Genomic DNA, 25,204 nt, shown 5'->3' with positions numbered 1-25,204 from the left:
AGGCTCCTACCCGGCGGTGGCGGGAGCCCGCGGGACCTGTGCCTGTGGCACACCGGGCAACAGGGGCGCCGGGTTGAGCGCCAGGATGAGCAGGTTGCGCAGGGCCTCCGTGAGCTCCTCCCCCACACTGGTGGCGCCCGCGGGAGCCCCCTGGAGCTCCGCCGGGACGGGGTGCCCCACCACCACCACCGGCATGCGGATGTCCCACGCCAGGAAGTGCGCCAGCCGCACCGCCGCTTCCGAGGTGTCGAAGAGGAGCGCCCCCAGCGCCCCGGTGCTGAACGGCCGCCATAGGGGCCTGGCCGCCTCGGCGGGAGGCAGCACGCAGAAGTCCAGGTGCAGCAGCTCGTTCAGGTCCAGCCGTCCCAGCGTCCCGAAGCCGCTCTTCACGGCCGGAGGGTCGGCGGCCACGGCCGCGATGTCGGGGAGCTGGGACAGCAACCGCCGTGCCACCGCCGGGCCGCTGCCGCAGACGAAGAGCTTCGCGGTCGCCTCGCGAGAAGGACCCCGGCCCCGGAGGATGCGCCCTCGCAGCGCGTGCAGCTCGGCGGGCCCCAGCAGCGGACCCGTCCCCTCCTCCCGCTCGCCCTCGGACATCCGGGCCACGCCCTTCTGGAGGAGCGTGTGCAGCACGCCCACCACCTCCAGGTCCGTGGCCGGCGCCAGGTCCAGCACCTCGCCGAGCGCCCGCGGCTGGCGCAACAACTCCACCACCTGCGCCGTCACCGGGTGCTGGTCCTGCGTCAGGTCCGCCTCGGGCGCGAGCACCAGCCGGGTGTTGCGCGCCGGCAGCCCCGGCAGCAGCCGGTTCACCTCGTCCGCCTGCCGCATCGCCTCGAGCAGGGCGTCGTCCACGGCGCGCTGGATGCGGGGCTTGCCCCCGGTGTTTCCCGGGGAGAAGGTGAAGGAGCCCTCGGTCCACACCAGCAGCCGGAAGAGGGCCTTCTCTCCCTCGGCGCGGCCCACGCGCGCGTTCACCGGGCGGCCCTCCGCCACGACGATCTCCCCGCGCTCGTTGCCCCGCTCCAGCGTCAGCTTCCCACTGCGCTTGTTCATCCCGAGGATCTGCATCAGATCCGGGATGCTCAGCTGGCTGAGCGAGCCTTCGATCTCCTGGACATCGGTCTTGAGATCCTTCGCCGCCTCGTTGCGGCGGAAGACGTGCTCGATGCGGGAGAGCACCTCGTCGATGTTGAAGGGCTTGCGCAGGAAGCCGTCGCGCAGGCCGCGCAGCTTGTCCGCCTCGAACTGGCCGGTGGAGACCACCACCGGGATGTCATCCGTGCGCGGGTTGGTGCGCAGGATGTTGATGAAGGTGCGCGCGTCCAGCATCCGGCACGCCTCATCGAAGAGGATGAGGTCCGGGTGGCGCAGCACCGCCACCTCCAGGGCGCGCGAGCCGTCCGGCGCGTAGTGCACCTGGTAGCCTCGCGTGCGCAAGGCACGCGAGAGCGGGCGGACCGACTCGAGATCGGGATCGGCGATGAGGATCTTTCGCACCTGGGCCACGGTCGCTCCTCCGGATCAGTACGGCTGCAGGTCGTACTCGGACTGCAACCGGGTGATGAGCCCATCCACCACGGCGGTGTCCGACGAGTGGAACCCCCAGGTGGCGCCGAGCCCCCGGCGCTGGATGAGCGCGTAGGCCGCGTTCTCCGAGAGCCAGAGGATGAACTCGTGCCGGCCCATGCGCTCGTCCCCCTCCAGGAAGACGGGCGTGAGCGCCGGGTGCGACTCCATGTCCGCGCGCCGCCCCAGCAGATAGACGCGCGAGGACATGTCGGGAGGGGCCGACTCCAGCCCCAGCGCGATGGGCAGATCCGCCTTGATTTCGGGGCTGCCCACGTACAACAGCCCGCGCGAGCTCGGATCGCGCATCAGCTCGCGGGCGATCTCCGCCTGCAGCTCGTCGAAGAGCACGTCGCTCACCTTGCCGCGGCGCGAGGGCTCGGCGCCCTCTTCCACCGGCAGCTTGGGGCTGGAGGCGTTGCCGAGCAGCAGATCCACCTCGTCCCAGAAGGGCAGCGTGTCCAGCATCAGCTTGCGCTGCAGCGAGCAGCGCCGCTCGTCCATGCGCCGGCGGCAGCGGTGCACCAGCTCGTCGAAGTCCTCGCCATCCTTGGGGAAGGTGCTCGCCCCTCCCACCAGCGCCAGCGGCAGGCGGGCCTCCACCTCCTGCGCCTCCGGCTCCTCGCGCACGGCGGCCAGGGCGCGGCGCACGAACATCATCGCGCCGAAGAAGTCCGTCTCCGGCAGGAGCAGGTAGAACTCCTGATCGCTCGCCTTGGCGATGACGTCCGAGTCGCGGACGATGCGCGAGAACGCCTTGATGATGCCGCGCACCGCGAGCTTCGCGTCCGCCGCCCCCAGGCGCATGCGCACCATGGGCAGGTTGTCCACGCTGAACGTCAGCAGCGAGAACGTCCGCCCGTAGCGCCGCGCCTTGTAGATTTCCTTGGAGGCATAGTCGGTGAAGTAGCTGAGGTTGTAGGCGGCGGTGTCACGATCCCGGAGCCCCAGCCGCTGCAGCGCCAGCATCCGGCGGCCGTTCTTGACGCCCACCGCCGCCGAGTCGCCGAGGATCTTCGCGTAGCGCACGTGCTCGGTGCGGAAGTCACCGGCGAGCGGATCCGACAGCTGCGCCATGCCCATGATCTCCCCACTGATGACGAAGGGGACGTAGAGCACCGGCGAGCGCTCGTCGCGGGCGATCCACGGCATGGCCTCGCGCAGACGGTTGCCGAGCGGCCCTTCCGGGCTCATGCGCTCGGCGAGGAACTGCCTGTCGAGCAGGCCGCGGTAGGCGCGCAGGACGAGGTGCCCCCGGTCATCGGCGATCCACAGGGCGGCGCTCTGGGCATCGCAGACGGAGGCGAGCTCGGCGGCCACGCGCTCCTGGAGCCACTCGAGATCCGGCTGGGAGAGGAACTCCAGGCACCGCTGGTGGAGGTTCTGGTAGCGGGCGAACTCGAGGTTCTCCGTCTGGAGCTGGCTGCGTTCGCGGCGCAGTTGGGCGCGCTCCACGGCCCGCTCCACGGAGAGCAACACGTCCGTCTCGTCGACGGGCTTGGTGAGGACCACGGCCACGCCCGCGCTCAGCGCCATGGCCGAGCCCCTCACGTCCGTGCGCTGGGTGACGAGGATGATCTCCTGGTCGGGATCCCGCTCCCGCAGCCTCGCGGTGAGGGCGAAGCCGTCCATCCCGGGCATCACCACGTCGGTGATGACCACGTCGAAGGATTCGCGCGCCACCTCCTCCAGGGCCCCGGCGGCGCTCTCCACCGCGACGACGCGATAACCCCTCCGGGTGAGCATGTCGGAGGCGAGCTGCCGGAAGAAGTTGTCGTCGTCGACGACGAGAATGGGACCAGCCACGGCGGTGGACTCGACGGGGGGAGGTGGACGGCGGAGGTTACCGGCCCGGGAGATCCGGAACAACGCCCGTGAAGACGAAGGACACGGGACCGCGGAGACGGACGTCCGACAGGTCCGAGGGCACCTGGATGTGCAGGTCCCCGCCCGGCAGGGTGACACGCAGCCAGGCATCCGCCGGGAGCCTCTTCGCGAGCACCGCCGCCACGGCCGCAGCGCAGGCCCCGGTGCCGCAGGCCTCGGTGAGGCCACAGCCCCGCTCCCACACCACGACGGTCAGGCCGTCCTTGTCCACCCGGACGAACTCGACGTTGGTGCGATCCGGGAAGCCGGGGTGCCGCTCCAGCTCGGGGCCCAGGCGGCTGGCGTCCTCGAGCGGCTGGTCGAGCAACACGAGGTGCGGGTTGCCCATGCTGATGGCATGGCCGCGCAGCCCCGAGTAGCCAGGCACGGGAGCGTCCAGGAAGGGCTGGCCGCTGGCGCCCGAGGGCAGGTTGGGCGCCACGAGCCGGGCGGGCCCCATGGAGATCTCCACCTCGGCGACGCCGTCCACGCCGTAGCCGGGCTTGCACGAGAGGAGCCCCGCGCCCGTCTCCACCTCGATGCGCTCGGGCTTCTCACCGGAGTGGTCCACCAGGAACTTCACCGCGCAGCGCAGGCCGTTGCCGCACATCTCCGCGATGCTGCCATCGGCGTTGTGCACCACCATCCGAGCCATGCCGGTCTCCGACGGCAGCAGGCAGAGGACTCCGTCCGCGCCCACGCCCCGGCGCCGGTCGCAGACCTGGCGCGAGAACTCCGCATCGATGTCCGTTCCGGATTGACGGCAATCCAGCACGATGAAGTCGTTGCCGAGGCCGTGATACTTGAAGAAGAACTCTGCCGTTGTGCTCATGCTCGTGATCTGACTTCAGCCCTGCTCGTCGGGTTTCGGGTTCGGCGTGGACGTGGGGGCTGGAACGGATGTGCCCCCCTTCGGGCGGCGAAGCAACTCATTCTTCACCGCGTTCAGCTCGGCGTTGGCGCGCGCGTAGATGTCCTGGACGGTATCAGCACCCTTGCGAGCCGCCATGCGCTTGAGCGGGGCCAGCTCGGCTTCCCTGGCCTCCAGGAGGCGCTTCTGCTCCGCCAGGGCCGCGTCGCGCTCGGCCACGGTGGCCTGGAGGGCATCGATCTCGCTCTGCAGCCGCTCCACTTCCTCGGACATCTCCAGGATCGCCTCGGAGTCCGACACCGGCTTGCGCGTCTCGAGCTGCTTGATCTTCTCCCGCAGTCCGGCCCGCTCCGCTTCGAGGGACTGGAGACGGGCGGTCAGCGCCTCGACGGCCTGCTGCTGCTTCGTCTTCTCCGCGCGCTCGGCATCCAGGAACTTCACGGCCTCGGCGGAGGCCGCCTCCAGTGCCGTCACCCGGCCCTCCAGGCGGATGCGCGCCGCGCGAGCCACCGTGAGGTCCGAATTGAGCCGCTCGCGCTCGGACATGAGCGTGCCCTTCTCCGCCTCGAGCTTCGCGAACTGCTCCTGCACCGCCTGCGTGGAGCTCTCCCGGGCCTGCGCCCGCCGCTCCGCTTCCTCCGCCCGGGCCCGCAGCTCGGCGAGCTCCGCCTCCGCGGACGCCTCGCGCTCCCTCGCCTGACGCTCCGTCTCCTCCGCCCGGGCCTCCAGCTCGCCCAGCTTCTCCAGGATGGACACCTCGCGCTCCCGCGCCAGGCGCTCCGTCTCCTCCGCCTGGGCCGTCAGCCCGGTCTGCGTCTCCTTCGCGGCCTCCAGCTCGGCCCACGCTTCCGCGAGCCGGGACTCGAGCTCCTTCGCCGAACGCTCCGCCGCGGAGACCCGCTCCCGCTCCGCCTGACCCGCCGCGAGCGCCTGCACCAGCTCGGCGCGAAGGGTCTCCAGATCGGCGTGTGCGGTCTCCAACCCGGCACGAGCCTTCTCCAACTCGGCCCGGGCCGACCCGAGCGCCTCGCGCTCCTCCTGAAGGGCCGACTCGAGCGAGGGCGCCTTGCCCGCGATGCGCCGCGCCGACTCGAGCTGTACGGTGAGCAGCTCCATCTGCTCGTGCTCGGAGGAGAGCCGGGCATTGGCCTCGGACAGCTCCTTCTGGAGGTGCGCGATGTGGGCGTCCCGATCCCTCAGGCCCTGGTGGGCCTGTTGAATCACCATGGAGGCCTGCTGCGCCTGGAACCGGGCGGCATCGAGCTGCGCCACCTGGGCCCGCAGCGCCGCCAGCTCTTGCTCCTTCTTCGCGAGCTCGTCCTGGAGGCCCTCCAGCTCCATCCGGACTTCCACCGCGTCGCGCTTGCGGGCCTCGCGCTCGGAAGAGATGGCTTCCTCGCGTGCCCGGAGCTCCTCGACGAGCCGCTTCTGCTCCGCCAGGGAGGCGCCGAGCTCCGTCCCCTCGCGCCGGGCCGACTCCAGCTCCGCGCGCAACGCCGAGGACTCCTGCCGGGCCGCTTCCAGTGCCTCGAGCCGTGCCCGCTCGCGCTCGTCCGCCCCCGCCCGGGCGGACTCCAGGTCCGCGTGCGCCTCGGACAGCGACTTCTCCAGGGCCGTGCGTGAGGTGCGCTCGGACAGCAGCTCTTGCCGTAGGGACTCCGCCTCGGCACGGACCTCGGCCCGCGAAACCTCCAGCTCCGAGAGCGCACTCCGCAGCGCCTCCAACGTCGAGCGCAGCTCCACGAGCCCGCTCTCCGCCTCCGCGCGAGCCCGCTGCTCCGCCTCGAGCGCGGCACGCACCTGGGAAAGCAGCTCCTCCGCCTCCTGGCGCTCCGCCGCGAACAACTCCTCGGCCTCGGTCCGCTGCCGCCGCTCGGTGTCGAGCTCCGTCCGGACGAGCGCCAGCGACGCCTCGGAAGCAGCATTGCCCTCGCGCTCCGCTTCCAGCTCGGCACGGAGGATCTCGAGCGACGCCTCGGAAGCAACCTTGCCCTCGCGCTCCGCTTCCAGCTCGGCACGGAGGGTCTCGAGCGATTCCTCGGAGCGGGCCCTGCCCTCGCGCTCCGCTTCCAGCTCGGCACGAACGGCCGCGAGCGATGCCTCGGCCTCGGCGCGCTGACTCCGCTCGGTGTCGAGCTCGGCGCGGACCTGGACGAAGGACTCTTCCGAGGCCCCGTGTGCCTGCCGCGCGGACTCCAGCGCGGACTCGAGCTGGGTGGCGCGTTGCCGCTCGGCCTCCAGCGCCGCCCGGGCCCGCTTCAGCACTTCTTCCGCGTGGAGCCGCTGCTGGCGCTCCTCGTCGAGCTCGGACCGGGTGCGCGCCCCTTCCTCGTTCGACTCGATGCGCAGCTGCCGCTCGGTTTCGAGCCCGGCGCGGGTCCGCGAGAGCTCTTCCCGAGCCGCCTCCAGCCGCTGCTGCTCCGCCGCGAGCTCGGCCTGGGCCCGCGACACGGCCTCCTCCAGCCGTACCCTGCCCTGCCGCTCGAACTCGAGCTCGGCCAGGGCCTGCTCGCGTTCCTCGTCGGCGGTTGCCCGCGCCTGCTGCTCCGCCGCGATGGAGCCCTGCGTCGCCTTCAGCGCCGCGTCGAGCCGGGAGATGGACTCCACGTCCGAGGCCCGCACCCGCTCCAGCTCCGCCAGCAGGGACTCGACTTCCACCACGCGCCGGCGCAGGGCACCGCGCTCGTCGGCCCACTGCTGTTGTTGGGCCTCCAGCTCGGCGAGGGCCCGCGCGGCGTCCTCACGCGCACCGGCCTCCACCGCCACCTGATTCTCGAGCTCCTCGGCGCGGCGCTCCTGGGCCTCGCGCGCGGCTCTCTCCCGCGCGAACCCGGCCTCGGCCTCCTCCGCCCTCGCCCGCTCCACCGCGACCGCCTGCGCCAGCCGCTCCTCGGCGCGCCGGCGCTCCTCGTCGATGGACTCCTCCAGCTCCACCGCGGCGCGGACCCGCTCCTCCTCCATCGACGCCAGGCGACCCTGGAGCTCGTGCAGGGACTGCTCGAGCTGGGCCGCCATCGCCCGGGTGTTGGCCTCGGCGCGTGAGCGGGCGTCCACCTCGGCCGTGAGCTGCTCCACGGTGGCGCGAGCCGCCGTGAGCTCCGTCTCCAACCCGCGCCACTCGGCCTCGCGAGCGGTGAGGCGCATCTCCGCGTCCCGCCGGGCGGCCTCCGCGGCCGACACGCGCCGGGCACCGTCCTCCACCTCGCGCGTCACGCGCGCCAGGTCCGCGTCCTGGAGGCGCAGCGACTTCTCCGCCTCCTCGCGCGCGCGCTCGGCCCGGGCCACGTCCGACTTGAGCAGCTCCACCGCGGCGAGCGCCGTCGAGTACTGCTCGGCGATGCGCAGCTCCCGCTCACGAGCCGCCTCCACCTGCCGCCGCAGCTCCTCGGACTGCTCCCGCGCGCGCTCCGAGGAGAGCCTGTCCTTCTCGCGCTCGACACGCAGGCCGGCCAGCTCGTCCTGCAGCTCGCGCAGCTGGGTGTACGCCTGGGTGAGGCGCTCGCGGGACTCCTCCAGGGAGGTGTTCAGCTCCTCGCGGCGCGCGCGCTCCAGCCGCAACGCCTCCTGGGCGCCCAGGGCCTGGACATCCGCCTCCTTCCGGGCGCGCTCCGCGGCCTCCAGCTCCAGCCGCTGCTGGGCGAGGCGCCGGTCCGCGTCCGTCACGCGCTCCAGGGCCACCTGCAATTCCAGCTCGGTGCGGCGCAGGCGGGAGGACAGCTCGTCGCGCTCGCGGGCGGCCTCGGGGGTGCCGCGCGCCTGCTCCAGCTGCGCGGTGAGCCGGGCCACGTCATTGCGAGCGATCTCCAGCGAGGGCTTGAGCTGGGCGAGCTCCGTCTCGCGGTCGGTCAGCTCCGCGCGCATCCGGGTGAGGGACTCCTTGAGGCGCCCGGTGCGCTCCTCCCAGCCCCTGGCACGCTGGGCCACCTCGTCCAGCTTCCCGCGGGTGAAGGCGAGCGGCTCGGGAGGCAGCTGCACCCAGGTGGGGTCCACGATGCGGGCGGGCTCCTGGCCGGCCACCACCACGAAGTAGGCCGCCTCGCCGCCGTGGATGAGGGTGCCGTCCACCTGGAGGCCATCGCCCTTCTCGAAGGCGAGCTGATAACCCAACACGGGGGACTGGGTGGCCACCTCCACCTGGGTGAAGTGCGGCGAGAGCGCGTCGAGCAGCTGCCCGTACGTGGGCGGCACGCCCTCCTCCACCTCCATGAGCTGCCAGAGGGCCAGGCCCGCCGTGTTGCGCAGGCCGCCGAGGAGGTAGCCCTGCCGGCCGACGAGCCGCGCCAGCTCCGCGAGCAGCGTGGGCGCGCGCACGTAGGGAGCCAGGTCCGCCACCAACACCAGGTCGAAGCTGCCGGGCTCGAGGTCGTCGTAGACGTTGGCGCGGTAGCGCAACGTGGCGCTGCCATGGGCCTTCTGGGCCGCCTCGACCGCCTTGAGGTCCGCGTCACAGGCCACGACGGTACGGGCGCCACGCTCGAGGAGGAAGCGCGCGCTCTCGCCACCGGTGGTGGCAACGGCGTCGACCTCCAACACGCGTCGGCGTGCGAAGAGGCTCTCCGCGAAGATGTACCGGGGCAACAGCTCGCTGGTCCCCAGGCGGCGGAATGTGGGATGCATGAGGTCGGGCAGCCGAGTATAGCCCTGGGGACGGTTGTCCCAAGGAAAGGACCGGAGCCGGGAAATCGCCTCCCCGCCCGGACGTCTGGGGAGCGAGCGATATGAATCCCATGATGAACCCTCAACAGAACCGGCCGAGCTTTGGACGTCGGGCCACGAGCGCCTTCACGCGCCTGGTCGTCACCCTCCTCATCCTCGGCCTGGGAGGGGCGGTGGTCTTCTTGCTGTCTCAACTGAACGCCCGGACCTTCTCCCTGAACCTGGAAAACGGGCAATTGGTGGTGATGAAGGGGCGGATGCTGCCCACGGGAGCGGTGCCCTACCGGCCCGGGGACGCGCGACTGACGGACACCTATGCCCCCATCGCCGTGGAGGGCCGGGACGTCTCGTCCCTGCTGGAGCAGAAGTTCACCGAGCGGGACGAGCTGGACCGGGCCCTCTTTCCGGTGCTGGAGGGCCTTGCCCGGCCCAAGGTGCAGTCGGACGAGCCGGCTCTGCTGGAGAAGGGCCTCTACTACCTGAGGCGCGCGGAGCTTCTCTCCGGGCTGACGGAGGAGCAGCGCCGCACACTGGAGACGATGAAGGCGGACGTGGCCTTCTTCCAGGCGAGGCAGAAGCTGGAGGAGGCGCGGCGGGACGTGACGGAGGCGCTGACGCAGCTGAAGCTGGCGGCGGAGAGCCGGAACCGGAACACGCAGAGGGCCAATCAGCTGCTCTCCACGGTGGGCCCGGCGGCGCAGGCCCTGGAGAAGGCGCTGCGGGCCGTGGACGCCAGCTTCGGCGAGCCCGGCGGCGCCTCGACGGCGCTCGAGACGCCCATTCCCCCGCCGGCCGCACAGGGACAGCAGACGGCGCCGACGCAACAGGCGCCGGGGAGCACGACGACGCCCGCCGCGCCCCCGCAGGGCACGCGGGCCACCGACAGCGAGACGCAGCAGCGCCCCACCGGGACGGAGCAGCCCGGGACGGGCACGACGCGCTGAGCGCCTGTCGAACGCACGGAGGGTGGAGGAATCCGGGGGCGCGGTTCATCCGCGCCCCGTGCGGTATACGTGCGGGCCCACGAGGAGACGTGCCCCATGTCGATGACCCCGGTCCCCCCCGAGATGAAGAGACTCGTGCCGTTCGAAATGGCCCTGCGCGACGTCGGAATGCGCTACCCCGAGGTCACCGAGGACTTCCCGTGGGGCCACCGGACGTTGAAGGTGAAGGGCAAGGCCTTCGTCTTCATGGGAGTGAGCGGCGAGGGCTTCTTCATGTCCGTCAAGCTGCCGCAATCGAATGGCGCGGCGCTGATGCTGCCCTTCGCACAGCCGACCGGATACGGCCTGGGCAAGAGCGGCTGGGTGAGCGCCAGCTTCGGTGCGCGCGACACGCCCCCGGTGGAGTTGCTGAGCAAGTGGCTCGACGAGAGCTACCGCGCGGTGGCGCCCAAGAAGCTCGTGGCGCAAATCGGCGGAGAGGCGGGAGGGACGACGGCCGCGCCACCCGCCAAGGCCCGGAGCGCACCAGCCAGGAAGTCCGCGCCGGCCGCGGCGAAGAAGACGGCGGCGAAGAAATCCGCCGCGAAGAAAGCTCCGGCCCGCGCGAAGGCCCGGTGAGTGTAACCCCCCCAACCAATGCGAGAACGTGACACCAGGAGTCCCCATTTTCGCTGGGGAATCTTGGTAGAGAGGGGCGGCAAGAAAAGGAGACAAGGCGAATGTCGGGACGCTTCGAAGCGCATGGTGACGTTGGCATCCTCTGGATCGACAACCCTCCGGTGAACGCCATCAGCCAGGCCGTACGGGTGGCGATGCTCGAAGGGCTGAAGCAGGCCGAATCCGACAGCACCATCAAGGCCCTGGTCATCGCCTGCGCCGGGCGCACCTTCATGGCGGGCGCCGATATCTCCGAGTTCAGCGGCCCGCCCAGGCTCCCGAGCCTGCCGGAGGTGATCGACGCGCTCGACGCCTTCTCCAAGCCGGTGGTGGCGGCGATCCACGGAACGGCCTTTGGCGGCGGCTTCGAGGTCGCGCTGGCGTGCGACTATCGCGTGGCCCTGGCGAACGCCCAGGTCGGCCTGCCCGAGGTGAAGCTGGGCATCCTGCCGGGAGCTGGCGGCACCCAGCGTCTGCCGCGGCTGGCCGGCGTCGAGCCCGCCTTGCAGGCGATGATCTCCGGAGACCCGATCCCGGCCCCCGCCGCGCAGGAGATGGGCGCCATCGACAAGCTCGTGGTGGGCGACCTGACCGAGGCCGCCGTCGCCTTCGCGCGGGAGAAGAGCGGCTCGCCGCGGCGCCGGGTCCGCGACATCACCCTCTCCCCGAGCTCCATCCCCGCCGGCTTCTTCGATGCCGCGCGCCAGCGCACCGCCAAGGAGAAGCGCAACCTCTTCTCCCCGCAGCGCATCATCGACGCGGTGGAGGCCGCGGTCACCCTGCCCTTCGATGAAGGCATCCGGCGCGAGCAGGAGCTGTTCTTCGAGTGCGCGAAGAGCAGCCAGGCCAAGGCGCTCCAGCACGTCTTCTTCGCCGAGCGCCAGGTCGCGAAGATCCCCGGCCTGCCCGCGGACGTGAAGCCGCGCACCATCAAGTCGGTGGGCATCATTGGCGCGGGCACCATGGGCGGTGGCATCGCCATGAACTTCGCGAACGCCGGCATTCCCGTGACGCTCCTGGAGGTGAACCAGGAAGGGCTGGACCGGGGCCTGGGCGTCATCCGCAAGAACTACGAGGCCACGGCGGCCAAGGGGCGCCTGACGTCGGAGCAGGTGGAGACCCGCATGGGCCTCATCAAACCGACCCTGTCCTACGACGCGCTGGCCGACGCGGACCTCCTCATCGAGGCGGTGTTCGAGACGCTGGAGGTCAAGAAGAAGGTCTTCGAGACCCTGGATCGGGTCGCCAGGAAGGGCGCCATCCTGGCCAGCAACACCTCGTACCTGTCGATCGACACCATCGCCGGCTACACCTCGCGGCCGGAGGACGTGCTGGGGATGCACTTCTTCTCCCCCGCCAACGTCATGAAGCTGCTGGAGATCGTCCGTGGAGCCCGGACCGCGCCGGACGTGCTGGCGACCGCGCTGGACGTCGCCAAACGCATCAAGAAGGTGGGCGTGGTCGCCGGCAACTGCCACGGCTTCATCGGCAACCGCATGCTGGAGGGCTACGGGCGTGAGGGTAGCCTGCTGGTCCTCAAGGGCGCCACGCCGCAGCAGGTGGACCAGGCCCTGGTGAAGTTCGGCATGCCCATGGGTGTGCTGCAGATGTTCGACCTGGCCGGCCTCGACATTGGCTACAAGTCGCGCAAGGACCGGGAGCCGGGCACCTTCGACGTCAAGTCCGGAGCCGTGGCGGACAAGCTGGTCGAGATGGGCCGGCTCGGCCAGAAGACCAAGGCGGGCTTCTACGACTACGAGGCGGGCCAGCGCACGCCCATCCCCTCCGACGTGGTCGCCCGGGTGATCGAGGAGACGGCCGCGCAATACGGCATCAAGCGCCGGGAGCTCAGCGAGCAGGAGATCCTCGAGCGCTGCTTCCTGGCCATGGTGAACATCGGCTGCGAGGTGCTGCGCGAGGGCATCGCCTACCGGGCCAGCGACATCGACATCGTCTACCTCTACGGCTACGGCTTCCCGGCCCACCGGGGTGGCCCGATGTTCTGGGCGGAGCACGAGCTCGGCCTGCCCAAGGCCCTGGAGAGGATCCGCGAGTACGCGCGTCAGCACGGGCCTCGCTGGTGGACGCCGTCCCCGCTGTTGGAGCGGTTGGTCGCCGAGGGCAAGGGCTTCGCGCAGGCGGTCTGAACCCCGAGCAGGCTCACACCCGACGAATCCAAAGACACTCCCTGGAGAGCACCATGGATCTGAACTACACCCCCGAGGAACTCGCCTTCGCCGACGAAGTCCGGCAGTGGGTGCGGGCCAACCTCCCTCCCGAGACGCGTGACCGGGTCCTCCAACACCAGCACCTCGGCAAGGAGGAGCAGGTCGAGTGGCAGCGCCGGCTCCACGCGCGAGGCTGGGGAGCGCCGCACTGGCCGAAGGAGTACGGCGGTCCCGGCTGGACCTCGGTCCAGAAATACCTCTTCGACGAGGTGCTGTCCGAGGAGGGAGCACCCCAGGCCCTGCCCTTCGGCCTGAGCATGATCGGCCCCGTGCTGATTGCCTACGGCAGCCAGAAGCAGAAGGACTATTACCTGCCGCGCATCCTGCGGATGGACGACTGGTGGTGCCAGGGCTTCTCCGAGCCGGGCTCGGGCTCGGACCTGGCCTCGCTGCGGATGAAGGCGGAGCTCGACGGCGACGAGTGGGTGCTCAACGGGCAGAAGACGTGGACCACCCTGGGCCAGTACGCGAACATGATCTTCCTGCTGGCGCGCACGGATCCGGCGGCCAAGAAGCAGCAGGGCATCTCCATGCTGCTGGCGGACATGAGCACGCCAGGCATCACGCTCCGTCCGATCATCACCGTCGACGGTGCGCACGAGGTCAACGAGGTCTTCTTCGACAACGTGCGGGTGCCGAAGGAGAACATCGTGGGCCAACCTGGGATGGGCTGGAGCTACGCCAAGTTCCTGCTGGGCCACGAGCGCACCAACATCGCGCGGATCGGCCGCTCGAAGGCGGAGCTGGCGCGGCTGAAGAAGATCGCCACCGAGGAGAAGGCCGACGGCGTGCCGCTGATGGAGACCCCGGGCTTCCGCGAGAAGGTCGCGGCGGTGGAGATCGAGCTGATGGCGCTGGAGCTGACCAACCTGCGCATGATCGCCGCCGAGCAGTCCGGCCAGGCGCCGGGAGCCGAGGCCAACATGCTGAAGATCAAGGGCTCGGAGATCCAGCAGACCCTGACCGAGCTGATGATGGAGGCAGTGGGCCCCTACGCGCTGCCGTACAACCCCGAGGCGCGAGAGCACGGGTGGAAGGGCGAGCCGATCGGTCCGGCGTACGCGGCCCCGCTGGCGCCGGACTACTTCAACTACCGCAAGGTGACGATCTACGGCGGTTCCAACGAGATCCAGCGGAACATCCTGGCCAAGGCCGTGCTCGGCCTCTGAGTCGGAGCGGAAAGGAGCGACAGCCACATGGACTTCAATCTGAGCGACACGCAGCAGATGCTGCGAGACACCGCCGCCCGTCTCATCCGCGAACGCTACGGTTTCGAGGAGCGGGCGAAGCTCCTGGCATCGGAGGACGGTTTCTCCCGGAAGATGTGGGCCACCTTCGCCGAGCTGGGCCTGCTGGGGGTGGAGATCCCCGAGGAGCACGGAGGTATTGGTGGCACCTTCCAGGATCTCGCGATCGTCCTGGAGGCATTCGGCCGCGGAATGGTGGTGGAGCCCTTCATCCCCACGGTCGTCCTGGGAGCGGGCCTCATCCGGGCCGCTGGCAACGAGGCCCAGAAGTCCGAGCTGCTGCCCCGCGTGGCCGAGGGCGGGATGTTCCTGGCCTTCGCCCATGGTGAGCCCCGGTCGCGCTATTCGCTCACCCACGTGGAGACCACGGCGAAGCGAGAGGCGGACGGCTACCGGCTCGACGGAGCCAAGGCGGTGGTGCTCGGGGGTGACTGCGCCGACAGGCTGATCGTCTCGGCGCGCACGGCGGGCAAGACGAGCGACCGGGACGGGTTGTCACTGTTCCTGGTCGAGCGCGGCGCACCGGGCCTGAAGATCCGCGGCTACCCCACCGTCGACGGCACCCGCGCCGCGGAAGTGATGCTCGTGGGAGTGCGGGTACCGGGCTCGGCGCTGCTGGGACCGGAGGGAGGCGCGTTTCCGTTCATCGAGCAGACGATCGATCGAGGCATCGCCGCCCTGTGCTCGGAGGCGGTGGGCAACATGCAGGCGCTCAACGAGGTGACGCTCGACTATCTGAAGACGCGCACCCAGTTCGGCGTGCCGATTGGCAGCTTCCAGGTGCTGCAGCACCACATGGTGGACATGTACATCGCCCACGAGCAGGCCAGATCCATGGCGATCCTGGCCGCGGACCGCGCGGACAGCACCGACGCCCAGGCGCGCACCAAGGCGATCTCGGCGGCCAAGGTCCAGATCGGCCGGTCCGGCCGCTTCATCGGACAATGGGCGATCCAGCTGCACGGAGGAATCGGCACTACGATGGAGTACAGCGCCGGCCACTACTTCAAGCGGTTGACCGCGATCGACCGGACCTTCGGAGACGCCGATTTCCACCTGACCCGCTTCGCCAATGTCCCCTCTCCCTCTGGGAGAGGGTCAGGGTGAGGGTATCGAGTGAACCCGGGTTGAACCCCCCTGTCCACGCGGAGAACCACGTCCCATGACGAACCACCCGACCGCCCGGCCCGTGCTCTTCGTGGGCTCCCGCGAGGACGCGCACGTGTCGGAGGTGGCGCGCCGGGTCGAGCAGGAAGGGGTGGAAACCCTGGTGGTGGACACCCTCACCTTCCCCGAGGAGACGCGTCTGGCGCTCACGGACGACCTCGGGGGCATCATCCTGGATGGCCGCCGTCTCGAGCGGCCCGGCGCCATCTACCTGCGCGGCTATCACGCGCACCCGCTCGCCTTCGGAGTGGATGCACGCGAGGCGATGGATGACGACTGGCGCACCACGCTCGTGGCCTTTCGCGAGAAGATGACCCTGTTGCGGGGGTTGGTGGGACGCTGGGAGGCGATGGGCGTCCCCCTCTACAACCCGCTCTCCGTGGACTGGCGCACGCCCAAGCCGGTGCAGCTCGCGCTGCTGGCCAACGCGGGGCTGCCGGTGCCGGAGACGCTCTGGACGAACGACGCGGAGGCGGTGCGCCGGTTCGCCGCGGGGCGGCGCGTGGCCTACAAGCCCGTCGAGGGCGGCGCGGCCACGAAGGAGCTGGGGCCCGAGGATCTCACGGACGCACGGCTCGCCGCATTGGAGGCCGCTCCCGTCACCTTCCAGGAGCTGATGCCCGGCGAGGACGTGCGCGTCTACGTCCTCGACGGAGAGATCGTCGCCAGCCTGCGCATCATCTCCAGGGCGCTGGACTTCCGGCAGAACGAGGAGCGCATCGAGTCCTTCGAGCTGCCGCCCGAGGTGGCGCGCCAGTGCCTGCGGGCCACGGAGGTGGTGGGCCTGCGCTGGACGGGGATGGACCTCAAGCGCGACGCAGGGGGCGCGCTGCGCTTCCTCGAGCTCAACGCCTCGCCCATGTTCCTCGGCTTCGATGCGCGCGCGGGCACGGATCTGCTCGGCCAGCTCGCCCGGGCGCTCGCCAGGGCCGCACGCTCTCCCATTCCCTGAGGCCACCGGCCCCCTGGCGATCGGTGTGCCGAAGGGCGAGCCGCCGGGCGGGCAAAGGCCCCCTGGCCCTCATGGACTGGGCTCGCGCCGACAGCCGTTCTTCGGGATGCAGGCTCCCTTGAGCCTGTGACCTTCGCGGGATGAGCCCGCGGGTCATCCGATCCTGGAGAACGTCATGGCGCAGGAGAAGGAGAAGAAGGCCAAGAAGATCAAGGAGCTGTTCGTGCAGGACCTCGCGCGCATCGAAGGTGGCAACGGAGCGACGAAGGATCCGAAGTGCCCGGAGTTCACCACCCTCGCCTGCGGCGAAGAGCCCGGGGGCTGCTCCGACTGCTGAGCCGTCCCATTTGAAGCCGAGCAGAGACGGTGGGGTCCGCCCCACCGCCCTGCCTGGCGCGCCCGGTCTCACGGCTGCCCCTCGTGCGGGGGGCCGGGCCGGGGACCTGCCGGACTACTTCCCCTTCATCACGCCGATGAAGGGGAGGTTGCGGTAGCGCTCGGAGTAGTCGAGCCCGTAGCCCACGACGAAGACGTCGTCGATGACGAAGCCCTTGTAGTCGATGGGAATCTGGGCGCGCGCGCGCGACGGCTTCTCCAGCAGCGTGCACACCTTGAGCGACGCGGGGTGCCGGGCCCTGAGGTTCTCCAGCAGGAAGCTCATGGTGAGCCCGGTGTCGATGATGTCCTCGATGATGAGCAGGTGCTTGCCCGCCATGGGCTTGCTCACGTCGGTGGTGATGCGCACCTCGCCGGTCGTCTCGGTGCCGCCCTGGTACGAGGACACCCCGAGGAACTCGATCGTCAGCGGCAGGTCCACGTAGCGCGCCAGATCCATGGCGAAGAACGCCGAGCCCTTGAGCACGCAGATGAGCGTCAGCTCCTTGCCCTGATAGTCGCGGGTGATTTGAGCGCCCAGCTCGCGCACGCGCGCCTGGAGCTTCTGCTCATCGATGTGGGTGCCGACGTCCTGCTCGTAGAAAGCCACGGTCCTACCTCTACACGTACGCGTTGTTCATGATCTCCCCGAAGCCGCCGCCACCGGGGACGATGTATTGCCGGTCATCCAGCCCCCGCTCCTTCTCCCACAGCTCGCCGGGCACCGTGCCGAACACCTCCGGCGGTGACAGCCCGCGGTCCAGGCGCAGCGCGTACACCACCACATCCGGATGCTCGCGGGAAATCCTCCGCAGGAACTCGGGGGTGACGATCAGGTTGAGGCTGAGGATGCGCCGGGGCGTGCCATGCACCTTGTCCTTGTACATGGACACCGCGGTGCACAGGCTGCCTCCGGTGGCGCCCATCGGATCCGGGAAGAGGACGAACGCGTCGTCGATGTCCCCGCCAATCTTGGCCCCTCCGATGTTCGACCCCACCACCGTCTCCTTGGCGTCGATCATCCGGCTCATGATGATGTGATCCTGTCGCACCAGCACCGGATCCACCGTGGTGTTGAGCAGATCGTACGCCACCTGGGAGGGCAGCGTGCCGGCGCGGGCGATGTTCACCGTCACCGCGCGCACGGCCGGATCGATGACCTCGCCCTGGTACATGCCCTGCGGCGTGTGATCGATCATCCGCGTGGGCATGGCCACCATCTTGCGCGGAAACTCGGCGTTGATGACCGTCTTCACCAGATCCGAGTAGAGCAGCGCCACCAGCCGGTTGATCTCCGGCTGCACCGTCGCCTTGGAGCACAGCTTCGCCAGCTGCGAGAGCAGGAACGGATTGCCCACCAGGTGCACGTTGGGCCCGTACCGGTGGGGCATCTCGCTCAACTGGAAGGGGACGTTGGCGTAGAGGGTGTCGCGCATGGCCAGGCTTCCGGAGATTCAGTCCTTGAACAAATCGAGCGTCTGGGGAGGCGTGGCCTCGGTGGGCTCGGCCCGGTGGCACTTGCGGCAGCGCGCCTCATAGGCTCCGGCGGCTCCCACCACCACCCGCTCCCCGCGATCCACCAGCCGCTGCGAGCGATTGGCCGGATTCCCACACACCACGCAGATGGCCAGTTGCTTCGTCACATACTCGGCGACCGCCAGCAGCTGTGGCATCGGCTCGAAGGGGCGCCCCTGGTAGTCCTGGTCCAGCCCCGCGACGACGACGCGCAGCCCCCGATTGGCCAGGGCCTCACACACCGGGACCACCTCGGGCCCGAAGAACTGTACCTCGTCGATACCCACCACCTGGGTTCGAGGGGACAGGTGAAGGAAAATTTCTTCAGCCCGTTCAATCGGAATGGACGTCAGTTTCAGCTGGGAGTGGCTGACGACCTGGGTCTCGTCGTAGCGGATGTCCAGTTTCGGCTTGAAGACCTGGACCACTTGTTTGCCGTATACGGCACGCTTGATGCGGCGAATCAACTCCTCGGTCTTGCCGGAGTACATCGAGCCGCAGATGACCTCTATCCACCCGATATCTGTGGGAAATTGATGCACGAGGAGGACTCGCTCGGGGGCGTGTGCGGGATCGCGCGTCTCCTGTGTCACGCCCCTCCTGGCACGTCAACTTTCAAGAGCCCACCACTCCAGGCGGCGCCCGCCAGCCCCCACCCCTCCCTGTTGGCAAGCATCTTGAAGAACCCCGCCCGGATTCCATCGGGGAGGATCGGGTGGCGGCGACGACGCAGGCAACACGTTGGGCGGGTATCGAGGGCGCTTCGTTCCACATCAGCCCGGCAGCGGCCCTGCTGCTGGTGCTCAACCTGCTGGACGGGCTCTTCACCCTCACCTTTTTACAACTGGATGTGGCCGAGGAGCTCAACCCGCTCATGCGGATGGCCTACGAGCACTCGCCCCTGGCCTTCATGGCCTCCAAGCTCGCCATCGTGAGTCTGGGGCTGACGCTGCTGTGCCTGCACCGCTCCATGCGGATCAGCCAGCGGGCGATCCAGGCAGGGGCCGCGCTCTACACCGTCATTGATATCTACCATCTGGCCTTCCTGGCCCACATGTGCTTCCGAAGCGTCGGTTGACGTACAACAAGCCCGGACAGACTTGATTTTCCGGGTCGGTCTGTCTCAGTCTCCCCCGCTAGCTCGGACCCCTGGAGGTCCGGGGGGGGACCATGAACATCACCGACGTCAAGGTGTATCCGGTCGACGAGGATAAGCTGAAGGCCTACGTGACCATCACCTTGGATCACTGTTTCGTCATCCGGGATCTCAAAGTCATTCACGGTGCGTCCGGCCTGTTCATCGCCATGCCGGCCAAGCGCCGGAAGGACGGGACGTACAAGGACATCGCGCATCCGCTCAACGCCGACACGCGCAACCAGATGGAGAGGACCATCCTTCTGGAATATGAGCGGCACCAACAAACGGGCACCGGGGGCTCGAGCCCCTTCCTGGCCGCCGCCGAGCACGACTGAGCACGTGGCCGGACGAGCAGGAGGAAGGGGCTTCCCTTCCGTCGCGGGGCGCGTTAGTAGCGCGCCCATGCAGCCTCGCGACTTCAAGGTGTTCACCGGGAGCTCCAATCCGGGTCTGGCCCATCGCATCTGCGATTACCTCAAGCGGCCTTTGGGGAAGGCTTCCGTGGGCCGTTTCTCCGACGGGGAGATCCACGTGGAGATCGGCGAGAACGTGCGTGGGCTGGACGTCTTCATCGTCCAGTCCACGTGCCCTCCGGCCAATGATCACCTGATGGAGCTGCTGATCATGTGCGACGCGCTCAAGCGCGCGAGCGCTGGCTCGATCAACGCGGTCATGCCCTACTACGGGTATGCCCGGCAGGACCGCAAGGTGGCGCCGCGCACGCCCATCACCGCCAAGCTGATCGCGGACATGCTCGAGGTGGCGGGTGCCACGCGCGTGGTGTCCATGGACATGCACGCCGGGCAGATCCAGGGCTTCTTCAACATCCCCTCGGATCACCTCTACGCCTCGCCGGTGTTCCTGGACGACCTGCGCAAGAAGTTCCCCGACTCGCAGGATCTGGTCATCGTGTCGCCGGACGCGGGCGGCGTGGAGAGGGCGCGCGCCTACTCCAAGCGGCTCAACTGCGGCCTGGCCATCATCGACAAGCGCCGGCCGCGGCCCAACTCCTCCGAGGTGATGAACCTCATCGGAGACGTGAGCGGCAAGGACGCGGTGCTGGTGGACGACATGGTGGACACCGCGGGCACGCTCACCCAGGCGGCCGCCGCGCTGAAGGACCGGGGCGCGCGCCGGGTGGTGGCCTACGCCGTCCACCCCATCCTCTCCGGGCCCGCCATCCAGCGCATCCAGGACTCGACGCTCGAGGAGCTCGTCTTCACGGACACGGTGCCCCTGTCGCCCGCCGCCCTGGCCACCGGCAAGGTGCGCGTGCTCACCACCGAGCGCCTCTTCGGCGAGGCCATCGCGCGCATCCACCGCGCCGACTCGCTCAGCTCCCTCTTCGTCTGACGGAGAGGGGCTCCCCTGCCCGCCGGGCGGCTTGACTCTGGCCGTCCGCGCTGGCATGTCGCACCCCACACCACGCCGGCCCTTCTTTCCGCAAGGCGCCGTCTCGGGGCCCGCCACGGGGGCGGGATGCCAGAGGCGCCGGGGTTCGTTCCGGCGGGGTCACATCGCAGTCCCCACACCGAGGAAATCCATGTCCGTCGACAAGAGCATGCTCGAGGTCAAGCCGCGCGAGGGCTCCGGCAAGGGCGCCGCCCGCCGCCTGCGCAGCCAGGGTCTCGTTCCCGCCGTCGTCTATGGCAAGCACCTGGAGAAGCCGCTGTCCGTCGCGGTCGACCCCAAGTCCGTGCGCCAGGCCATCAACACCCCGCACAAGTTCAACACCCTCATCACCCTGAAGGGGGTCGGCGAGGGCGAGCAGCAGGTCCTCTTCAAGGACTACCAGCAGGATCCGGTCACCCGTGAGATCCTCCACGTGGACTTCATCGCCGTGCGCGAGGACGACCAGGTGAAGGTGAACGTGCCCCTGGTGCTCACCGGCAAGGCCGAGGGTGTGGCCGAGGGCGGTCTGCTCACCCAGGCCCGCCGTGAGATCGAGGTCTACGCCAAGCCGCGCGCCATCCCCGAGAAGATCGAGGTGGACGTGACGCCGCTGAAGATCGCCCAGGCGCTCCACATCAACGATGTGAAGCTGCCCGAGGGCGTGGTCGTGAAGACCAACGTCAACTACACCATCGCAGTCATCAGCGCGCCCGAGGGTGCGGCCGAGGCGGCTCCCGCGGCGGCGGCTCCCGCGGCTGCGGCCAAGCCCGCGGCCGGCGGCGCGGCCAAGCCGGCGGCTGGCGCTGCTGCCAAGCCCGCGGCTGGCGCGAAGAAGTAGTCACTTCTTCCCGCCGTATACTCTGTGCACGCGGGGTCGGCCCGGAGGGGCTGGCCCCGTCTGTTTTTGGAGCGTCTGCCATGAAGCTCATCTGTGGACTGGGCAATCCCGGGCGCGAGTACGAGCGCCACCGGCACAACATCGGATTCATGGTGGTGGACGCGCTGCTGTCGCGCGCGCGCGCCGAGCTCAACCACGAGAAGTTCCAGGCCCGGGTGGGCCAGGGCTCCCTGGGCGGCGAGAAGGTCCTCTTCCTGGAGCCGCAGACGTACATGAACCTGTCCGGCCGCTCGCTGGCCGAGGCGGCGCGCTTCTACAAGATCGCCGTGGAGGACATCCTCGTCATCCACGACGAGCTGGACCTGCCCTTCGGCCGGTTGCAGCTCAAGGCGGGAGGCGGCAGCGGGGGCCACAACGGGCTGAAGAGCAGCGTCTCCTCCCTGGGCGCGGACGGCTTCATCCGCCTGCGCTTCGGCATCGGCAAGCCGCAGGGCCCCAACGCCAAGGACCGGGTGGCCGGCTACGTGCTGTCGAATTTCGACGATGGCGAGCGCCGGCAGCTCGACGAGCTGATCGCCCAGGCGGCGGACGCGGCCGAGACGTGGGTGCGCGACGGACTGGCGACGGCCATGAACCGGTACAACAAGCGGGCGCCTTGACTCGGGGTCTGGCCCCCCGTAGAAGGCCCCTTCCCCGCCTCCCGGAAGCTCCGGCGAGGTTGGACTGTTCCTTTCCATCATCCCGGGTGCGTGCACTCGGGACGAAGCGCGAGGGAGACGGGCGCGCGGTTTTCCCGTTCCCGGCGGACGATCCCCCTTGGACCGTCCGACCGTTTCCCCGCTCCTCGGGCAACCGGGGGGCACTCAACCCCAAGGGGAGAGAAACATGGCTGATACGCAGGCCGCCACGCGGCTTCGTGAGTACGAGACCATCTTCCTGGTCAAGCCTGACCTCACCGACGACAACGTGGACAAGCTCAAGGAGCGCGTCCGCGGCATCGTCGCCCGTGAGGGTGGCAAGGTCATCCGCTTCACGGTGTGGGGCAAGAAGAAGACGCTGTACCCCATCGCCAAGCAGCCCCGCGCCATCTACATCCACGCCAACTTCCTGGGTAACACCCGGCTGGTGGCCGAGGTGGAGCGCAACCTCCGCATCTTCGACGAGGTGACGCGCTACCTGTCCGTGAAGCTCGCGGACGAGGTGGATCCCGAGACCCGTCCGGTGCTCGAGGACCTGAAGCTGGCCGGCGACGTCGAGGAGACCCGCCCGGGTGCGGCGCCCGCTGCTGAGCGCGTCGATACCGCGGACGAGGCCCCCGAGGCGGATGAGGAGACCACCGAGGAGGCCTAGTGCCATCCCGGTCGTCTTCCACGGACCCATTCCAGAGACGAGAGAACACTCATGATCGGCAATGATAGGAACGCTCCGCGTGGCGGGGACAGGGACAGGGGTGACAGGGACGGTGGCCGCGGCGGCGGCGCGGGTGGTGATGACGAGAAGCGTGGTGGCCGTGGCTTCGGCCGCAAGAAGGTCTGCCGCTTCTGCGCCGAGAAGAACGCCAAGGTGGACTTCAAGGATCAGTCGACCCTGAAGTACTTCGTCACCGAGCGCGGCAAGATCATCCCCCGCCGCATCTCCGGTAACTGCGCCAAGCACCAGCGTGAGATCGCCACCGCGATCAAGCGCGCTCGCGGCCTGGCGCTGCTCCCCTACAACGCGATGGTCGGCTAGCCCGGCCCCTCGAACGAACGGAGACATCACATGAAGGTCATTCTTCGTGAGGACGTCGCGAACCTGGGCAAGTCCGGGGAGCTCGTGACGGTGAAGGACGGCTTCGGCCGCAACTACCTGCTGCCGCGCAAGCTCGCGGTGCTGGCCACCGAGCAGAACGTGCGCCAGCTCGAGCACGAGCGCGCTGTCATCTCGGCGCGCAACGCCAAGCTGAAGGGCGCCGCCGAGGAGCAGGCCAAGAAGCTGGGCGCGGTGAAGGTCACCATCCGCCGCAAGGTGGGTGAGCAGGACAAGCTGTACGGCTCCGTCACCGTGCTGGACATCGCCGAGGCGCTCGCCGCCCAGGGCCAGACGGTGGACCGCCGCCAGCTGCACCTGGCCGAGCCCATCAAGGCCACGGGTCAGTACGAGGTGGAGCTGCGGCTGCACCGCGACGTGGCGGCGAAGATCAAGGTCGAGGTCGCGGCGGAGGCCTGAGCCCTCCCCCCGCCTGTGAAGCACCAGGGCCGTCCGGGATTCGACTCCCGGGCGGCCCTTCCTTTTGCGGGAGGGAGCCAGTCCACCCGCCCTGGCATGTCGGAGGCCGCTGCCAAGGTGCTCGCTACAGACCTGTAGCGACGCGGTATACTGGCCGGGCACCCATGGACAACATCCTCGATATTCGGACCGGTGGCAGGAAATCCCACGAGGACCTCGCCGCGGAGCGCGCGGTGCTGGGCGCGGTGCTCGCGGACAACACGATCGTCGCCAGCATCGCGGAGGTGGTGCACCCGGACGACTTCGCCAGTCCGGCGCACTCGCAGATCTTCGCCGCGATGCTCAAGCTGGACGGCTCCTCACGGCAGGTGGACCACCTGACGCTGGCCGAGGAGCTGAAGGTGCTCGGGCAGCTGGCGGGAGTGGGTGGCCCGGCCTACCTGATGAGCCTGGACCAGATGGTGCCCGTGCCGGGCAACGTCATCCAGTACGCGAAGATCGTCAAGGACCAGGCCATCCGGCGGAGGCTGGCCGGCGTGGGGCGGGAGATCCAGGAGCTCGCGAGCCAGGAGACGGGCGAGCTGGACGTGCTGCTGGACGAGGCCGAGCGCAAGGTCTTCAACCTGGCGGAGAAGAAGCGCGAGGGAGATCTGCGGCCCGTCAGCGAGCTGATGGAGCACACGCTGGACCTCCTGGACAAGATGAAGACCGCGACGACGGGCATCACCGGCCTGTCGACGGGTTACGTCGACCTGGACAACCAGCTCACGGGACTGCACGGCGGCGAGCTCATCATCCTCGCGGCGCGCCCCGGCTGCGGAAAGACGTCCTTCGCGATGAACATCGCCACGCACGTGGGGCTCGCGGAGGAGCCGAAGGCTGCGGCCATCTTCAGCCTGGAAATGCCCGCGGATCAGCTGCTCATGCGTCTGCTGGCCTCGAGCGCGCGTGTGGACATGAAGAAGCTGCGCGGCGGCCGGCTCACCCCACATGACGAGGAGAAGTTCCAGGAGATGGCGGGCAAGCTCTACAACGCCCCCATCTACATCGACGACTCGGGCGGCCTGTCCCCGTTCGACTTGCGCGCCAAGGCGCGGCGGCTCAAGCAGAGGGATCCGCGGCTGTCGCTGATCGTCATCGACTACCTCCAGCTGATGCACCAGAAGGGCAAGGTGGAGAGCCGCCAGCTGGAAATCGCGGAGATCTCCCGCGCGCTCAAGCAGCTGGCCAAGGAGCTGGAGGTGCCCATCATCGCGCTCTCGCAGCTCAGCCGTAAGGTGGAGGAGCGCAAGGGCGGCAAGCCGATGCTCTCGGACCTGCGTGAGTCGGGCGCCATCGAGCAGGACGCCGACGTGGTGATGTTCATCCACCGCGAGGACCAGACCGAGGGCGAGGGCGGCGGCGGGGGTGGCGGAGGAGGAGGCGGCGGTGGGGGTGGCGGAACCACGGCGATCCCCGTGCAGCTCGTCATCGCCAAGCAGCGTAACGGCCCCATCGGAGACATCGACCTGGTCTTCCTCGCCGAGTACACGCGCTTCGAGAGCCGGGCCCGCATGGAGTAGGCCGCGTGCGGCCTACGAT

General features: G+C 69.4%; 23 protein-coding genes. 16 read left to right on the top strand and 7 right to left on the bottom strand.

Annotation, left to right across the window (positions count from 1 at the left end):
* Nucleotides 1-6: 6 nt before the first annotated feature.
* Genes JQX13_RS33070 through JQX13_RS33055 form a run of 4 tightly spaced genes read right to left on the bottom strand, consistent with a single transcriptional unit; the run spans nt 7 to nt 8,923 of the window.
* The gene (locus tag JQX13_RS33070; RefSeq protein WP_203403460.1) at nt 7-1,509 is read right to left on the bottom strand and encodes a DUF4388 domain-containing protein; all 1,503 of its coding nucleotides are present in this window, start codon (nt 1,507-1,509) and stop codon (nt 7-9) included.
* A gap of 15 nt (nt 1,510-1,524) precedes the next feature.
* Nucleotides 1,525-3,375, bottom strand: coding sequence for a GGDEF domain-containing response regulator (locus JQX13_RS33065; protein ID WP_203403459.1), 1,851 nt, complete (start codon nt 3,373-3,375; stop codon nt 1,525-1,527).
* 37 nt (nt 3,376-3,412) lie between these two features.
* Entirely contained in the window at nt 3,413-4,267 is an 855-nt protein-coding gene (dapF, locus tag JQX13_RS33060; RefSeq protein WP_203403458.1) for a diaminopimelate epimerase, read from the bottom strand.
* A gap of 15 nt (nt 4,268-4,282) precedes the next feature.
* On the bottom strand, nt 4,283-8,923 hold the full coding sequence (locus tag JQX13_RS33055) for a methyltransferase domain-containing protein (RefSeq protein ID WP_203403457.1): 4,641 nt from the start codon (nt 8,921-8,923) through the stop codon (nt 4,283-4,285).
* A 110-nt stretch (nt 8,924-9,033) separates the two neighbouring features.
* Between JQX13_RS33055 and JQX13_RS33050 the strand changes: the two genes are divergently transcribed.
* The 7 genes from JQX13_RS33050 (at nt 9,034) to JQX13_RS33020 (ending at nt 16,494) form a co-directional block, all read left to right on the top strand.
* The gene (locus JQX13_RS33050) at nt 9,034-9,906 is read left to right on the top strand and encodes a coiled-coil domain-containing protein (protein WP_430384109.1); all 873 of its coding nucleotides are present in this window, start codon (nt 9,034-9,036) and stop codon (nt 9,904-9,906) included.
* A gap of 96 nt (nt 9,907-10,002) precedes the next feature.
* Nucleotides 10,003-10,524: an MmcQ/YjbR family DNA-binding protein gene (locus JQX13_RS33045; RefSeq protein ID WP_203403456.1), complete on the top strand. Its 522-nt coding sequence runs from the start codon at nt 10,003-10,005 to the stop codon at nt 10,522-10,524.
* A gap of 101 nt (nt 10,525-10,625) precedes the next feature.
* The gene (locus tag JQX13_RS33040) at nt 10,626-12,710 is read left to right on the top strand and encodes a 3-hydroxyacyl-CoA dehydrogenase NAD-binding domain-containing protein (protein ID WP_203403455.1); all 2,085 of its coding nucleotides are present in this window, start codon (nt 10,626-10,628) and stop codon (nt 12,708-12,710) included.
* 53 nt (nt 12,711-12,763) lie between these two features.
* A complete protein-coding gene (locus tag JQX13_RS33035; RefSeq protein ID WP_203403454.1) occupies nt 12,764-13,960 on the top strand; it encodes an acyl-CoA dehydrogenase family protein in 1,197 nt (398 codons plus the stop codon).
* Between the two features lie 27 nt (nt 13,961-13,987).
* On the top strand, nt 13,988-15,145 hold the full coding sequence (locus JQX13_RS33030; protein WP_203403453.1) for an acyl-CoA dehydrogenase family protein: 1,158 nt from the start codon (nt 13,988-13,990) through the stop codon (nt 15,143-15,145).
* Between the two features lie 55 nt (nt 15,146-15,200).
* On the top strand, nt 15,201-16,157 hold the full coding sequence (locus JQX13_RS33025) for an ATP-grasp domain-containing protein (RefSeq protein ID WP_203403452.1): 957 nt from the start codon (nt 15,201-15,203) through the stop codon (nt 16,155-16,157).
* Nucleotides 16,158-16,332: 175 nt separating this feature from the next.
* The gene (locus JQX13_RS33020; RefSeq protein WP_203403451.1) at nt 16,333-16,494 is read left to right on the top strand and encodes a hypothetical protein; all 162 of its coding nucleotides are present in this window, start codon (nt 16,333-16,335) and stop codon (nt 16,492-16,494) included.
* 114 nt (nt 16,495-16,608) lie between these two features.
* Here the strand turns inward: JQX13_RS33020 and hpt are convergent, their stop codons facing one another.
* Genes hpt through JQX13_RS33005 form a run of 3 tightly spaced genes read right to left on the bottom strand, consistent with a single transcriptional unit; the run spans nt 16,609 to nt 18,589 of the window.
* Entirely contained in the window at nt 16,609-17,142 is a 534-nt protein-coding gene (gene hpt, locus JQX13_RS33015) for a hypoxanthine phosphoribosyltransferase (RefSeq protein WP_203403450.1), read from the bottom strand.
* 10 nt (nt 17,143-17,152) lie between these two features.
* Nucleotides 17,153-17,968 (bottom strand): uracil phosphoribosyltransferase, encoded by an 816-nt coding sequence (locus tag JQX13_RS33010; RefSeq protein ID WP_203403449.1) that lies wholly within the window; start codon nt 17,966-17,968, stop codon nt 17,153-17,155.
* Between the two features lie 18 nt (nt 17,969-17,986).
* A complete protein-coding gene (locus tag JQX13_RS33005) occupies nt 17,987-18,589 on the bottom strand; it encodes a thymidine kinase (RefSeq protein WP_203403448.1) in 603 nt (200 codons plus the stop codon).
* Nucleotides 18,590-18,762: 173 nt separating this feature from the next.
* Between JQX13_RS33005 and JQX13_RS33000 the strand changes: the two genes are divergently transcribed.
* The 9 genes from JQX13_RS33000 to dnaB all read left to right on the top strand — a co-directional run bounded on the left by JQX13_RS33000 (nt 18,763) and on the right by dnaB (nt 25,185).
* A complete protein-coding gene (locus JQX13_RS33000) occupies nt 18,763-19,125 on the top strand; it encodes a DUF5658 family protein (protein WP_203403447.1) in 363 nt (120 codons plus the stop codon).
* A 92-nt stretch (nt 19,126-19,217) separates the two neighbouring features.
* Nucleotides 19,218-19,520, top strand: a complete 303-nt coding sequence (spoVG, locus tag JQX13_RS32995) for a septation regulator SpoVG (RefSeq protein ID WP_203403446.1) — start codon at nt 19,218-19,220, stop codon at nt 19,518-19,520.
* Nucleotides 19,521-19,587: 67 nt separating this feature from the next.
* Nucleotides 19,588-20,538, top strand: a complete 951-nt coding sequence (locus JQX13_RS32990; protein ID WP_203403445.1) for a ribose-phosphate pyrophosphokinase — start codon at nt 19,588-19,590, stop codon at nt 20,536-20,538.
* A gap of 190 nt (nt 20,539-20,728) precedes the next feature.
* Nucleotides 20,729-21,415, top strand: coding sequence for a 50S ribosomal protein L25/general stress protein Ctc (locus JQX13_RS32985; RefSeq protein WP_203403444.1), 687 nt, complete (start codon nt 20,729-20,731; stop codon nt 21,413-21,415).
* A gap of 80 nt (nt 21,416-21,495) precedes the next feature.
* On the top strand, nt 21,496-22,074 hold the full coding sequence (gene pth / locus JQX13_RS32980) for an aminoacyl-tRNA hydrolase (RefSeq protein ID WP_203403443.1): 579 nt from the start codon (nt 21,496-21,498) through the stop codon (nt 22,072-22,074).
* Between the two features lie 226 nt (nt 22,075-22,300).
* On the top strand, nt 22,301-22,765 hold the full coding sequence (gene rpsF / locus JQX13_RS32975) for a 30S ribosomal protein S6 (protein ID WP_203403442.1): 465 nt from the start codon (nt 22,301-22,303) through the stop codon (nt 22,763-22,765).
* 51 nt (nt 22,766-22,816) lie between these two features.
* On the top strand, nt 22,817-23,146 hold the full coding sequence (gene rpsR / locus JQX13_RS32970; RefSeq protein ID WP_203403441.1) for a 30S ribosomal protein S18: 330 nt from the start codon (nt 22,817-22,819) through the stop codon (nt 23,144-23,146).
* A gap of 30 nt (nt 23,147-23,176) precedes the next feature.
* Nucleotides 23,177-23,623: a 50S ribosomal protein L9 gene (rplI, locus tag JQX13_RS32965; RefSeq protein WP_203403440.1), complete on the top strand. Its 447-nt coding sequence runs from the start codon at nt 23,177-23,179 to the stop codon at nt 23,621-23,623.
* Nucleotides 23,624-23,787: 164 nt separating this feature from the next.
* Nucleotides 23,788-25,185, top strand: a complete 1,398-nt coding sequence (dnaB, locus tag JQX13_RS32960) for a replicative DNA helicase (protein ID WP_203403439.1) — start codon at nt 23,788-23,790, stop codon at nt 25,183-25,185.
* Nucleotides 25,186-25,204: the final 19 nt, after the last annotated feature.

Source organism: Archangium violaceum, from assembly GCF_016859125.1.
Lineage (GTDB): Bacteria > Myxococcota > Myxococcia > Myxococcales > Myxococcaceae > Archangium > Archangium violaceum_A.
The sequence above is the reverse complement of the archived record's forward strand: the minus strand, read 5'-3'. Positions and strand labels throughout refer to the sequence as shown.

Coding starts and splice junctions, on each gene's coding strand:
- dapF (WP_203403458.1), bottom strand. CDS start 4,267: ATGAGCACAACGGCAGAGTTCTTCTTCAAGTATCACGGCCTCGGCAAC.
- JQX13_RS33055 (WP_203403457.1), bottom strand. CDS start 8,923: ATGCATCCCACATTCCGCCGCCTGGGGACCAGCGAGCTGTTGCCCCGG.
- JQX13_RS33050 (WP_430384109.1), top strand. CDS start 9,034: ATGATGAACCCTCAACAGAACCGGCCGAGCTTTGGACGTCGGGCCACG.
- JQX13_RS33045 (WP_203403456.1), top strand. CDS start 10,003: ATGTCGATGACCCCGGTCCCCCCCGAGATGAAGAGACTCGTGCCGTTC.
- JQX13_RS33040 (WP_203403455.1), top strand. CDS start 10,626: ATGTCGGGACGCTTCGAAGCGCATGGTGACGTTGGCATCCTCTGGATC.
- JQX13_RS33035 (WP_203403454.1), top strand. CDS start 12,764: ATGGATCTGAACTACACCCCCGAGGAACTCGCCTTCGCCGACGAAGTC.
- JQX13_RS33030 (WP_203403453.1), top strand. CDS start 13,988: ATGGACTTCAATCTGAGCGACACGCAGCAGATGCTGCGAGACACCGCC.
- JQX13_RS33025 (WP_203403452.1), top strand. CDS start 15,201: ATGACGAACCACCCGACCGCCCGGCCCGTGCTCTTCGTGGGCTCCCGC.
- JQX13_RS33020 (WP_203403451.1), top strand. CDS start 16,333: ATGGCGCAGGAGAAGGAGAAGAAGGCCAAGAAGATCAAGGAGCTGTTC.
- JQX13_RS33010 (WP_203403449.1), bottom strand. CDS start 17,968: ATGCGCGACACCCTCTACGCCAACGTCCCCTTCCAGTTGAGCGAGATG.
- spoVG (WP_203403446.1), top strand. CDS start 19,218: ATGAACATCACCGACGTCAAGGTGTATCCGGTCGACGAGGATAAGCTG.
- JQX13_RS32990 (WP_203403445.1), top strand. CDS start 19,588: ATGCAGCCTCGCGACTTCAAGGTGTTCACCGGGAGCTCCAATCCGGGT.
- JQX13_RS32985 (WP_203403444.1), top strand. CDS start 20,729: ATGTCCGTCGACAAGAGCATGCTCGAGGTCAAGCCGCGCGAGGGCTCC.
- pth (WP_203403443.1), top strand. CDS start 21,496: ATGAAGCTCATCTGTGGACTGGGCAATCCCGGGCGCGAGTACGAGCGC.
- rpsF (WP_203403442.1), top strand. CDS start 22,301: ATGGCTGATACGCAGGCCGCCACGCGGCTTCGTGAGTACGAGACCATC.
- rpsR (WP_203403441.1), top strand. CDS start 22,817: ATGATCGGCAATGATAGGAACGCTCCGCGTGGCGGGGACAGGGACAGG.
- rplI (WP_203403440.1), top strand. CDS start 23,177: ATGAAGGTCATTCTTCGTGAGGACGTCGCGAACCTGGGCAAGTCCGGG.
- dnaB (WP_203403439.1), top strand. CDS start 23,788: ATGGACAACATCCTCGATATTCGGACCGGTGGCAGGAAATCCCACGAG.